Source organism: Micromonospora sp. CNZ286, assembly GCF_014207755.1.
Genome location: NZ_JACHIZ010000001.1, coordinates 3,502,817 through 3,514,830, shown reverse-complemented (window position 1 = coordinate 3,514,830; position 12,014 = coordinate 3,502,817). Strand labels below are relative to the sequence as shown.

Sequence of the window (12,014 nt, the reverse complement as noted above, 5' to 3'; positions counted from 1 at the left end):
CACTGTGACGTTCACCGTCACGTACGCCCAGCGGGACGGGGGCGGCGTCTGCCTCCGGCTGGCCGGCGAGCTCGACCTCGGCACGGCCGGAGAGCTGAGCTCGGCGATCGACCGGGTGGTGGCGGAGGGGCACCGCGAGTTGCTGCTCGACCTCACCGAACTGACGTTCTGCGACTCCACCGGCATCGCGGCCTTCGTCCGGGGGGACAACATCGTCGCCGCCGACGGCGGCTGGCTGCGGCTCACCGGGGCGACCGGCCGGGTGGCCCGGGTGCTCCAGGTGACCGGGCTGGCCGAGGTGCTCCACCGCGGCCTCGACACCGCCGACCCGACCGCGCCGGCCGCCTCCTGATCCGGTACATTTCCCCGCCAGCAGCCGGCCGTGCGGCCGGACGCCCTCCTCACCACGAAGCAGGTAAACCGATGGGTCAGACCAGCCCCAGCCCCGTTCGCATCCTGGTGGTGGACGACGACCCGGGTGACGTCCTGATGATCGAGGAGGCGCTGGCCGACTCCGACGTCGACAAGGTCATCGACGTGGTCGCCGACGGCCAGGAGGCGATGGAGTTCCTCCGCCGCGAGGGCCGGCACACCGAGGCGCAGCGCCCCGACGTGATCCTGCTCGACCTGAACATGCCCCGGATGGACGGGCGGCAGGTGCTCGGCGAGGTCAAGGGTGACGAGAGCCTGCGGACCATCCCGATCGTCGTGCTCACCACCTCCAACGCCGACACCGACGTGGTCAGCAGCTACACGCTCCAGGCCAACGCGTATGTGACGAAGCCGATCGACCTGGACGACTTCAACGACGTGGTACGCCGGATCGACGAGTTCTTCGGACGGGTGGTCGTGCTCCCGAAGCACCCGTAGGGGCGGGAAGTCCGGGCCTCCGCATCCTGAACATTTTGTGGGAACGGCCGCGCCCGGGAGCGCGGGGACCGCAGGATCGGCAGGTGGGGACGCGCACCGGCTGCCTGGGGGGCGACGCATGAGGTTCTCGGTGGTGGAGACCGGCTACGACAGGCGGCAGGTCGACGCCTGTCTGGACGAGCTGAGCCTGCGGCTGGGTCGGCTGGCGGCGCGAGCGGAGGGCGCCGCCGGGGCCGGCCGGGAGTGGGACCAGATCCGGTCGGACGCCGTGCACCTGTGCGACTTCCTGCATCGCCGTACCGCGCCGGTCGAGCCGGCCGCGCCCCACCCGTCCGTCGCCGAACGGGAGGCCGCCGAGCTGCTGGCGCAGGCCCGCGCCGAGCTGGAGGCCGCACGTGAGGAGGCCCGCCGGTTGCGGGAGGAGGCGTACGCCGAGGCCGTGCGGGCGCGCCGCGAGTTCGAGGCGGCCCTGCTGGCACGCCGCCGCCGGGAGTCCCGGGTCGACGAGATCCTGGCCGGGGCGCGGGGCGAGCGGGTGGCGGTGGACACCCCCACCGCCGCGGCGAGCGTACGGCCCGGTGGCGCCGGGCGCAGCTCCGCCTGACCGGCGCCGGGTCAGACCAGCGCCGACACCACGGTCGTGGCGCGCTTCTCGTGCCGGGCGTACGCGTCGGGGTAGGCGGACACCTGCACCGCCTGGGCGGCGGCGGTGACGCTCATGTCCTCCCAGCCCGGCACCTCGCGCAGCGCGGCGTAGAAGGCCCGGGCCGCGTACGCCGGCCGCATGAGCTGGGCGACGGTGCCCCAGCCGCTGCTGGGCCGCTGCTGGAACAGCCCGACCGAGTCGTGGTCGGAGCCGCTGCCCTGGTGCGGGTGGTCGAAGGACTGCGGCACCACGTCGCTGGCCAGGTTGTAGAGGTTGCTCTCCTGCATGGCGGTGGCGACTGCGACGACCAGTGCCCGGCGGGGCATCTTCATCTCCCGCCCCACGTCGACGATGGCCTTGGCGTTGTCCATCTGCCGTTGGTCCAGGCCGGCGACCGGACGGGGGCGCGCGGGCAGCACGGGCTTGCGCGGCGGCTTCTTCGTCGCCGTGGCGCCGGGCGTGGGAGCCGGCGGCGGCAGGGCCGCGGCGGCCGGTGGCGCGACCCGGGTGAAGTCGCGGGAGGCGCGCTGGTCGGCGGCGGCCCGGTCGGCGACCGCCTCGCGTACCTCCAGGTGCGCCGGGCCGGTCTCGCCGACGCCCGCCACGCCGATCAGGCCGAGGCAGCAGGTGACGCCGGTGGCCACCGCGATCCGGCCGGGCACGGACCGGGCCGGGCCGCGTCGTGGCGGTTCCGGGGCGCGGTGACGCCCCACCCTCCGTTCGGCTGATGCCGGGTCAATCGTTCGGCGAACCGGGCGGTTGGCGGGCAACGGCTGATGATCGGGGTCGTCGGGGTGCACCCGCCGAGGCTAGAAAGCTTCCGGCTCTTTGCCATCGGGGTGATTGGTGGCATGCGCCACAATCTGCCGGATTCGCGGGCGACATCAGGGGTGGCGGATCATGAAAACCGCTAACCGCGCGTACCCGGAAGAATGCCTATGTCGGTTTCGGTGGTGCGAAGCGGACGCCGAGCCGACCCGGCGGCGGCCGACGCCCGGCTCCACCGTTCGGCCGATGGTGCCCTGGTCGGCCGTCTCTCGCCCAGCGGCGGTCCGCCGACCCGCCGGGATCGACTCCTCGCGATCCGGCGGCTCACGGTGCGGAGACCGTGGATCATGGCGACGCCGCCGCGCGGCGACCCGGGCGCTCGATACGATTCCGACGGTGACGCAGCGGATGGTCGACGAGCGCCCGCCCGGCCCCCGCAGCCGGCGCGGCGCCGTCGTCATCGTCTGCGCCGTGCTGCTCACGCTGCTGCTGGCCGGGCACCGGCTGGTGCCGAACGTCCACGGCCTGGGCAGCCTGGTGGACAGCGTCACCCCGCTGCTCGGGATCGCCGTGCCGCTGCTCGCGCTCGCGGCGCTGCTGCGCCGCTCCCGGCCGGCGTTGGTGGCGGTGCTGCTGCCGGCCCTGGTCTGGGCCGGGCTCTACGGCCGCGCGTGGCTGCCCCCGGCCGCCGGCGCGGACGGCGCCGCGGTCCGCGTGGTCAGCCAGAACCTGCGCGTGGGCAACCCCGACCCGGCCGCCACCGTCGGCGCGCTCACCGGCGACGCCCCGGACCTGATCGGGCTCCAGGAGGTCGCCGACGGCGACCGGGTGGCGTCCGTGCTGGCCGAGCGCTACCCGCACCGGGCGGTGGTGTCGACTGTCGCGCTGTGGAGCCGGTGGCCGATCCGCGAGGCGCACGGTGTCGACACCGGGCTGGGCTGGGACCGCGCGCTGCGGGCCGTGGTCGTCGCGCCTCAGGGCGACCTGGCCGTGTACGTGGTCCACCTCGGCTCCGCGCGGGCCGGGCACACCGCCACCCGGGACCAGACCGTCGCCGCGCTCGCCGACGCCGTGCGTGCCGACCCGGCCGACCGGCTGGTGGTGCTCGGCGACCTGAACACCGCCACCACCGACCGGGTCTTCGACCCGCTGACCCGGCTGCTCGGCGACGCGCAGGCCGAGGCCGGGCAGGGATTCGGGTTCACCTGGCCGGCCGGGCTGCCGGTCACCCGCCCGGACCACGTCCTCTACCGGGGACTGACGCCGACCGCCGCCGGGGTGCTGCACACCCCGGACAGCGACCACCGCGCGGTCACCGCCGGCTTCCGCTGGTGACCTCTCAGTGCCGGCCGTTCTCCGCCGGGGTCACGGTGAGGCGGTGCCGGCTCGGATCTCCGCTGGAGAAGGGCCAGAGCCGATCGGCGTACGCGACCAGGTCGGCCAGCTGGTCCCGGGTCAGTCCCGCCGAGGAGATCTCGGCGTGCACGTCGGCCCGGTAGCGGCCGTCGTCGTCGCGGCCCAGCTTCGCCTCGGCGGTCACCTGCACGGTGTGCGCCTCGTCGGTGATCTCCCCGGCCGCCTCCACCGCCGCGTGGTGCAAGCAGGAGGCGAACGCCGCGGCCAGGAGCTGTTCCGGCGTCAGGCCGGTGCAGTGCGGCGCCAGCGGGGACGCCAGGGCGGAGGAGAGCCCGCCGTCGTCGGTGCGTACGTGACCGCCCGCCGCGGTCGCCGTGGCCGTCTCGGCCAGCCAGGAACTCGGATCCGGCATCGCGTTCCTCCCGTCACTCACCGGACCGCGTTCCCGGACCCCGACCGGCGAAACCGCGCCCGAGCAGGCAGTAGGAGTGCTCAGCCGATCCGGCCGCCGGGCGCGGCGTCGACGGCCATCGCCTCGGTGGCCTCGGCGGCGGCCCGGCTGGTCCACGGCGACACCTGCGGCGCGCGCTGCCGGGGCAGCATCGCGGTCATCGGCACGTAGACCCGGGCGTCCACGGCCTCGGCCAGCAGCAGCGCGGCCATCGGGCTGGTCGGCCGGGCGCACGGGTCGGCGTCGAGGCAGCGGCGGACGAGCTCGGCCACCTCGCCCGGCAGGCCGGGAACCTCGGGAAGCGGGCGGGGCGGCCGGCGGCGGCGCGACCCGAGCAGCTGGGTGGTGCTGCCGGCCTCGTACGGCAGTTCGCCGGTGAGGCAGTAGTACAGCAGCACGCCCAGGGCGTACATGTCGGCGGCCGGGGTGGCCGGCCGGCGGTCGAGCTGCTCCGGCGCCAGGTACGCCGGAGTGCCCACGACGACGCCGTCCGGAGTGTGGTCCGGTGCGCCGGCCGGAGTGGCGATGCCGAAGTCGAGCACCTTCACCCCGCACGGGGTGAGGATCACGTTCGCGGGCTTGACGTCCCGGTGCACGATGTCGTGCGCGTGCGCGGCGGCGAGCGCGGCGCACACCTCGGCGCAGACCCGTACCGCGATCCGCCAGTCCAGCGGCCCGGTGCGCAGGTGCGCGGCGAGCGTCTCGCCCTCGGCCAGCTCCATCACGATGTACGGCACCGGGCGTCCGTCCGGCAGTGTCGCGGTGCCGAAGTCGTGCACGCTGGCGACGTTCGGGTGCACCAGCCGCGCCGCCGAGCGTGCCTCGGCCCGGATCCGGTCCACCGATCCGGCGTCGCCGTCCAGTGCGGGCGAGATGAGCTTCACCGCGACGGTCCGGTCCAGCACGCGGTCGTGCGCGCGCCACACCTCCGACATGCCACCCAGGCCGGCTCGCTGTTCGAGCTCGTACCGCCCGCCCAGCGTCCTCATCGCCACTCCTCGCCTCGTCCGGTGCCCTCCGGTCCCGCTACCCGGCCCCGGAGCTGTGCAAACCGCCGAGGGGCGGCGCCGCGGCGGGGTAGCTTCGCGGCGAGGGCGTCGACGGACGGAGGGCAGCGGTGGCCGTGGTGCGCGTGCGGTTCGTCGGCGGGCCGGCCGACGAGCTGACCCGGGACCTGCCCGCGGGGCCGGACGGCGCGCCGCCGCCCCGGTGGGTGCTGCGTCATCCGGAGGAACCGGCCGAGGGGGTGGCCGACCACCTCTACGAGCGCGACGACCACGCGTCGCCCGGCGGCTGGACGATGCGGTACGTGCACACGTTCCCGTTCGGCGCGACCGAGTGAGGTCGTCTCGCAGCGGCCGGACGCGGCGCGTCAGGCCGGCCGGACGCCGGTGGTGCCGAGGATGACCGAGGCGACCAGCTCCGGGTCGTCGTGCATGGGCACGTGCCCGCAGCCGGGCAGGTCCAGGTGCCGCGCGGCGGGCAGCCGGGTACGCGCCAGCGCCGCCTGCCGGTACGGCAGGATCCGGTCCCGAGTACCCCACGCGACTGTGACCGGCACGGTCGGCGCGCCCGCGTAGGCGTACCCCCGGCCGGCGCGGGCGACGGCGCGGAACGCCCGTGCCTGGCGCAGCGCGCGGGCATCGGCGAGCGCGTCGTCGAGGGCCATCCGGTTGGGCCGGGCCAGGATCATGCCCATCGCCAGCATCCGCAGCGCGGGCGCGGCGAACAGGCGGCGCAGCACCGGTTCGGGCAGCCGGGCCGCGTTGCGGTGCAGCGCGAGCACCGTCAGCGCCCAGCGCAGCTCGCGCGCGGTGCAGAACCCGGCCGGCGACAGCGCGGTGGCCGAGGAGACCGCGCCGATCGCGGCCAGTTCGAGGGCGATCGCGCCGCCGAGGCTGTTGCCCGCGACGTGCGGGCGTTCCAGCCCGAACGCGGCGAACAGCTCGACCATGGCCACGGCCAGGCCGGGCATGTCGGCGGGCAGCCCGGCGGCGGGCACCGGGGAGCGGCCGAAGCCGGGCAGGTCGACGGCGATCACGTCGTGCGCCTCGGCGAGGCGATCCAGCACCGGCCGCCAGGCGCCGCCGTGGTGGCCGATGCCGTGCAGCAGCACCAGCGCGGGCCCGGCGCCCCGCCGCTCGTAGACGACGTCCACCGGCGCGGTCACGGCCGCCCCTGCGGCGTGCTGGCGCCGAAGCCCCGCCCCAGCGCCCGGGACTGCTCCTCGATCAGCGGGACGGTGGCCCGGGCGGTGCGGCCCACCAACCGGTCGGCCAGCGGGCTGACCAGCACCGATCGCATCGCCTGCACGCCGGCCACGGCGCGCGGCACGTACACCCGGCGGCTGCGGCGCTCGATCGCCCGGACGAACGCCTCGGCGCACTCGGTCACCGTTGTGGTACGCCGCAGCGGCCAGGGCAGCTTCGCCAGCGCCGTGGAGAAGGCCGGCAGGTCGGCGCGCGCCTCGCGGACCAGGTCGGTGTCCACCCACGACGGATGGGCGGTGCCGACCGCCACGCCCCGGTGTGCCAGCTCCAGCCGGACCGCGTTGCCGAACTGCTCAACGCCGGCCTTGGAGGCGCAGTAGGCGGCCATGCCGGGCAGCGCGGCGAACGCCGCGGCCGAGGAGACGATCAGCAGATAGCCACCCCGGTCGACGAGCGCGGGCACGGTCGCCGCCGCGGTGCGCATCACCCCGATCAGGTTGACCTCGACGGTACGCACCAGCGCCTCGACGTCGCCGACGGCGATCGTGCCTCGGTTGGCCACCCCGGCGTTCGCCACCACCGCGTCGATCCCGCCCAGCGTCGCGAGTGTCCCGTCCACCGCCGCGGCGAGGGCGTTCTGGTCGGTGACGTCGGCGGCGAACCAGGCGTGCCCCGGGCCCAGCTCGGCGGCGAGCGCGGCGAGCCGGTCGGGTTCCAGCCCGACGAGGGACAACCGGGCGCCGCGCGCCGCGGCGAGGCGGGCGGTGTGCTCGCCGATGCCCCGGGCCGCGCCGGTCACCAGCACCACCTTGCCGGCCAACCGGCCGGAAAAACGACCATCGATGGACATGCCGGGAAGTTACCACCGGGTAGCCCCGGTGCGGAAGACCCCGCCGACCTGCCCGGATCGCCGCCGCGCGGCGCGCACAGCTGGTACACAGGATCGGGACAGCCCGCCGACAGCGGGTCCGCCCACGATGGGGGCATGGTCATGAACGCGCAGTCCGCGCAGGGTCGCATCGAGCTGCGCCGACCGGACGGCGAACCGGTGCGGGTGCTCGTCGTCGACGACGAGCCGACACTCACCGACCTGCTCTCGATGGCGCTGCGGTACGAGGGCTGGCAGGTCGCCACCGCCGGCAGCGGCATGGCGGCTGTCACCACCGCCCGCCAGTTCCGCCCGGACGCCGTGGTGCTCGACGTGATGCTGCCCGACCTGGACGGCTTCCAGGTGCTGCGCCGCCTGCGCGAGCAGTTCCCGAGCGTGCCGGTGCTGTTCCTGACCGCCCGCGACGCGGTGGAGGAACGCGTCGCCGGGCTCACCGTCGGCGGCGACGACTACGTCACCAAGCCCTTCAGCCTGGAGGAGGTGATCGCCCGGCTGCGCGCGCTGCTGCGCCGTTCCGGCTTCGCGGTCGCCGCCCGCCAGGAGGCGGTGCTCACCGTCGGCGACCTCACCCTCGACGAGGACAGCCACGAGGTACGCCGCGGCGACGACCTGATCACGCTCACCGCCACCGAGTTCGAGCTGCTGCGCTACCTCATGCGCAACCCGCGCCGGGTGCTCAGCAAGGCGCAGATCCTCGACCGGGTGTGGAACTACGACTTCGGCGGCCAGGCCAACGTGGTCGAGCTGTACATCTCGTACCTGCGCAAGAAGATCGACGCGGGCCGCGCGCCCATGATCCATACGCTGCGCGGGGCGGGCTATGTCCTCAAACCCGCCGAGTGACAGGGGCGGCCGGCTGCGCCGCCGCCTGGCCGGCTGGTCGCTGCGCCGCCGCCTGGTGCTCTCCGTGGTGGCGCTGCTCGCGCTGGTGAGCATCGGCATCGGCGGCCTGACCACAGTCGCGCTGCGACACTTCCTGATCGACCAGATCGACAACCAGCTCACCTTCGGCGACCGGCGGCCCGCCGACTTCGAACGCTGGGCCCGCCGCGGCGTCGACCCGCCGCGACCGGACCAGCGGCCCACCCCGCCGGACTCCGACGAGGTGGCGCCGGACCCCCCTGGCGGCTTCCCGCCGGGCTCGATCGCCGTCCGGGTGCCCGCCGCCGCCGAACCCGTCGGCCGGGTCCGGTCCGAGAACGGCGACAGCGAGGAGGTGCCCGCCGCCGACCTGACCGCGCTGGCCCGCGTACCCGTCGGCGACCGCCCGCACACAGTCGTCGTCGGCGACCGGGGCGACTACCGCGCGATCGCGCTCCCGTCGCCGCGCGGCGACGGCGACGTGCTGGTCCTCGCGATCCCGCTGGCCCAGGTCGACGACACCGTCATGTGGATGCTCGTCGCGCAGGCCGGGGTGATCGGCGCCGGCCTGGTCATCGCCGGCGCCCTCGGTCTGCTCATCGTCCGGGTGACGCTGCGGCCGCTCAACCGCGTCGCCGCCACCGCCGCCCGGGTCACCGAACTGCCGCTCGACCGCGGCGAGGTCGCCCTGTCCGTGCGGGTGCCGGCCGCCGACACCGACCCCCGCACCGAGGTCGGGCAGGTCGGCGGCGCGCTCAACCGGATGCTCGGCCACGTCGCCGCCGCGCTCGCCGCCCGGCAGGCCAGCGAGACCCGGGTACGCCAGTTCGTCGCCGACGCCAGCCACGAGCTGCGCACCCCCCTCGCTGCCATCCGCGGGTACGCCGAGGTGGCCCGCCGGGGCCGCCAGGAAGTGCCGCCCGACGTGGCGCACGCGCTGCGCCGCGTCGAGTCGGAGAGCACCCGGATGACGAGCCTCGTCGACGACCTGCTGCTGCTGGCCCGGCTGGACTCCGGCCGCCCGCTCGCCGCCGAGCCGGTCGACCTGACCGCCATGGCCGTGAACGCGGTCAGTGACGCGCACGTCGCCGGGCCCGACCACCGCTGGCAACTCGACCTGCCCGACGAGCCGCTCACCGTCACCGGCGACGCCCACCGGCTGCACCAGGTGCTGGCGAACCTGCTGGCGAACGCGCGGGTGCACACCCCGGCCGGCACCACAGTCACGGTCCGGCTCGCGCCCGCGCCCGGCGGCGTCGAACTACGCGTCACCGACGACGGGCCGGGCATCCCGGAGCAGTTGCAGCCGGAGGTCTTCGAGCGGTTCGCGCGCGGCGACACCTCCCGCTCCCGCGCGCAGGGCAGCACCGGCCTGGGCTTGGCCATCGTCGCCGCCGTGGTCGAGGCGCACCACGGGCGGGTCGACGTGGTCAGCCGGCCCGGCCACACCGCGTTCACGGTCTGGCTGCCGGGATCCACAGCCGACGCATAGGCCGCTCACGGGAGCGGGCCAGCGGGCCCGCCGAGGCTTGCCGCCATGAACCGAACCGAGAGCCTGCCGACCGCGCCCACGGCCGGTCCACCCGGCACCGAGCCGGCCCCCGCGCCCGTACCTGAGGAGACCCGCACCGGCCGCGATCGCTGGGCCCGGCCGGCCCTGGCCGGCCTGCTGGTCGCGACCGCGCTGCTCTACCTGTGGGGCCTGGGCGCCTCCGGCTGGGCCAACGCGTTCTACTCCGCCGCCGTGCAGGCCGGGTCGCAGAGCTGGACGGCGTTCTTCTACGGCTCCTCGGACGCGGCCAACTCGATCACAGTGGACAAGACCCCCGCCTCGCTGTGGCTGATGGCGCTCTCGGTGCGCATCTTCGGCCTGAGCGGCTGGTCGATCCTGGTGCCGCAGGCGCTGCTCGGCGTCGCCTCCGTCGGCGTGCTGTACGCGACCGTCCGCCGCTGGTACGGCCCGGCCGCCGGCCTGCTCGCCGGCGCGGTGCTCGCGCTCACCCCGGTGGCGACGCTGATGTTCCGGTTCAACAACCCGGACGCGCTGCTGGTGTTCCTGCTCGTCGCCGCCGCGTACGCCACGGTGCGCGCGGTCGAGACGGCGAGCACGCGGTGGATCGTGCTGACCGGCGTGCTCGTCGGCTTCGGCTTCCTCACCAAGATGCTCCAGGCGTTCCTGGTGATCCCGGTCTTCGCCGGGGTCTACCTGCTGGCCGCGCCGACCGGACTCGGACGGCGGATCCGGCAGCTCCTGCTGGCCGGGCTCGCAGTGGTCGTCTCCGCCGGCTGGTGGGTGGCGATCGTCGAGCTGGCGCCGGCGAGCGCCCGCCCGTACATCGGCGGCTCGCAGAACAACAGCATCCTGGAGCTGACGCTCGGCTACAACGGGCTGGGCCGCATCACCGGCGACGAGGTGGGCAGCGTCGGCGGCGGCGGTGGCGGCCGGCCGGGTGGGGGAGGCGGCGGACCGTTCTCCGGCCAGACCGGTCTCCTGCGGATGTTCGACACCGAGGTCGGCGGGCAGATCTCCTGGCTGCTGCCCGCCGCGCTGATCTTGCTGGTCGCGGGGCTGTGGCTGGCCGGGCGGGCACCGCGTACCGACCGCACGCGGGCCGGTCTGCTGCTCTGGGGCGGCTGGCTGCTGATCACCGGACTGATCTTCAGCTTCATGTCCGGGATCTTCCACGCGTACTACACGGTCGCCCTGGCCCCGGCGGTCGGCGCGCTGGCCGGCATCGGCGTCACGCTGCTGTGGCGCGCCCGCTCGGCGCCGGTCGAGGCAGTCGCGGCGGCTCCGGTTCCCGCTGTGGCGGATGCGCCGGTCGTCGTGGGTGCCTCGGTCGTCGCGGCTCCGGGCCGGCGGCGGGCGCTCGTCGCCACGCTGGTCCTGGCCGGCACGCTGGCGGTCACCGCCTGGTGGTCCTGGCACCTGCTCGGCCGCACCGCCGACTGGCACCCGTGGCTGCGCTCCACAATCCTGGCCGTGGGCCTGACCACCGCAGCCCTCCTGGCCACCTCGGCGGTGATCAAGGAGTTCGCGTCCGGGAACGGCGTTCAAAGTGACGCGAACTCCTTGGTCGACTCGGAGACGGGGGTGGCGGCGGGGCCCGGGGCTGGGTTTGCCGGGCGGGTTGTGCGGTGGGTGGTGCCGGTGGTGTCCGTCGCCGGGATCGCGGTGGCGCTGGCCGGGCCGGCCGCGTACGCGATGCAGACCGCTGCCACCCCGCACAGCGGCTCGATCCCGAGTGCCGGGCCGGCCGGAGCTGGTGGCTTCGGCGGCCCCGGCGGACCGGGCGGCCGGATGCCGGGCGGCGGGAACGGGCAGTTCCCGGGCTTCCCTGGTGGCCCGAACGGCACCGGCTCGGACGGCACGGGTTCCGACGGCTCCGGCCCGGGCGGTACCGGCCAGGACGGCGGGGCGAACGCCGGTGGGTTCCCCGCATTCCCTGGTGGTGGTTCGGCCCCGGGCGCGCCCGGCGGCACAGGTCAGGACGGCGGCACCGCGCCGGGCGGCATCCCGGGGCAGGGCGGCTTCCCCGGGCAGGACGGCGGGACCGGGCAGGAGGGGCGGGGGCAGCGCGGCGGCGGCATGGGCGGGCTGCTCGACGCCCGTGAGCCGAGCGCCGAGATGACCGCGCTGCTCACCGCCGACGCCGACGACTACACCTGGGTCGCCGCGACTGTCGGCTCGAACAACGCCTCCGGCTACCAGCTGGCGGCCGGCCGGCCGGTCATGCCGATCGGCGGCTTCAACGGCAGCGACCCGTCGCCGACGCTCGCCCAGTTCCAGCGGTACGTCGCCGACGGGCGGATCCACTACTTCCTCGGCGGCGGCGGGTTCCGGGCCGACGGCGGCAGCAACGCCTCGGCCGAGATCGCCGCGTGGGTCACCGAGACCTTCACCGCCACCACCGTCGACGGCGTGACCGTGTACGACCTGAGCAGCGGAAAGCAGGGCTGAGC

General features: G+C 75.3%; 13 protein-coding genes. 8 read left to right on the top strand and 5 right to left on the bottom strand.

Annotated elements, in window-relative coordinates; all coding sequences use genetic code 11:
- Positions 1-4: 4 nt before the first annotated feature.
- From FHX31_RS16040 to FHX31_RS16030, 3 genes are all read left to right on the top strand, one after another.
- Entirely contained in the window at positions 5-352 is a 348-nt protein-coding gene (locus tag FHX31_RS16040; RefSeq protein WP_013285989.1) for an STAS domain-containing protein, read from the top strand.
- 71 nt (positions 353-423) lie between these two features.
- Entirely contained in the window at positions 424-870 is a 447-nt protein-coding gene (locus FHX31_RS16035) for a response regulator (RefSeq protein WP_013285990.1), read from the top strand.
- 118 nt (positions 871-988) lie between these two features.
- Positions 989-1,474 (top strand): ATPase, encoded by a 486-nt coding sequence (locus tag FHX31_RS16030; protein WP_091328341.1) that lies wholly within the window; start codon positions 989-991, stop codon positions 1,472-1,474.
- Positions 1,475-1,485: 11 nt separating this feature from the next.
- Here FHX31_RS16030 and FHX31_RS16025 read toward each other — a convergent pair whose 3' ends face one another.
- Positions 1,486-2,316, bottom strand: coding sequence for a hypothetical protein (locus tag FHX31_RS16025; RefSeq protein ID WP_030269137.1), 831 nt, complete (start codon positions 2,314-2,316; stop codon positions 1,486-1,488).
- Positions 2,317-2,680: 364 nt separating this feature from the next.
- Between FHX31_RS16025 and FHX31_RS16020 the strand changes: the two genes are divergently transcribed.
- Entirely contained in the window at positions 2,681-3,619 is a 939-nt protein-coding gene (locus FHX31_RS16020; protein WP_486481679.1) for an endonuclease/exonuclease/phosphatase family protein, read from the top strand.
- Between the two features lie 4 nt (positions 3,620-3,623).
- Here FHX31_RS16020 and FHX31_RS16015 read toward each other — a convergent pair whose 3' ends face one another.
- The gene (locus FHX31_RS16015) at positions 3,624-4,052 is read right to left on the bottom strand and encodes an OsmC family protein (protein ID WP_013285994.1); all 429 of its coding nucleotides are present in this window, start codon (positions 4,050-4,052) and stop codon (positions 3,624-3,626) included.
- 80 nt (positions 4,053-4,132) lie between these two features.
- The gene (locus FHX31_RS16010) at positions 4,133-5,080 is read right to left on the bottom strand and encodes a serine/threonine-protein kinase (protein ID WP_184976672.1); all 948 of its coding nucleotides are present in this window, start codon (positions 5,078-5,080) and stop codon (positions 4,133-4,135) included.
- 128 nt (positions 5,081-5,208) lie between these two features.
- Between FHX31_RS16010 and FHX31_RS16005 the strand changes: the two genes are divergently transcribed.
- A complete protein-coding gene (locus FHX31_RS16005) occupies positions 5,209-5,433 on the top strand; it encodes a hypothetical protein (protein ID WP_013285996.1) in 225 nt (74 codons plus the stop codon).
- 30 nt (positions 5,434-5,463) lie between these two features.
- On the opposite strand, the gene FHX31_RS16000 is transcribed toward FHX31_RS16005, so the two are convergent.
- Positions 5,464-6,261 carry an alpha/beta fold hydrolase gene (locus FHX31_RS16000; RefSeq protein ID WP_184976671.1) on the bottom strand — a complete coding sequence of 266 codons (798 nt, stop codon included), beginning with the start codon at positions 6,259-6,261 and terminating at the stop codon, positions 5,464-5,466.
- Positions 6,258-7,151, bottom strand: a complete 894-nt coding sequence (locus FHX31_RS15995) for an SDR family oxidoreductase (RefSeq protein WP_013285998.1) — start codon at positions 7,149-7,151, stop codon at positions 6,258-6,260. Before FHX31_RS15995 ends, FHX31_RS16000 begins: the two co-directional genes overlap by 4 nt.
- A gap of 135 nt (positions 7,152-7,286) precedes the next feature.
- Here FHX31_RS15995 and FHX31_RS15990 point away from each other — a divergent pair, with 135 nt between their 5' ends.
- From FHX31_RS15990 to FHX31_RS15980, 3 genes are read left to right on the top strand one after another with little or no spacing between them, the layout of a single operon-like run.
- Entirely contained in the window at positions 7,287-8,033 is a 747-nt protein-coding gene (locus tag FHX31_RS15990; RefSeq protein WP_030269147.1) for a response regulator transcription factor, read from the top strand.
- The gene (locus tag FHX31_RS15985) at positions 8,011-9,543 is read left to right on the top strand and encodes a sensor histidine kinase (RefSeq protein ID WP_221488083.1); all 1,533 of its coding nucleotides are present in this window, start codon (positions 8,011-8,013) and stop codon (positions 9,541-9,543) included. Before FHX31_RS15990 ends, FHX31_RS15985 begins: the two co-directional genes overlap by 23 nt.
- Positions 9,544-9,588: 45 nt before the next feature.
- On the top strand, positions 9,589-12,012 hold the full coding sequence (locus tag FHX31_RS15980; protein ID WP_184976670.1) for a glycosyltransferase family 39 protein: 2,424 nt from the start codon (positions 9,589-9,591) through the stop codon (positions 12,010-12,012).
- Positions 12,013-12,014 lie beyond the last annotated feature (2 nt).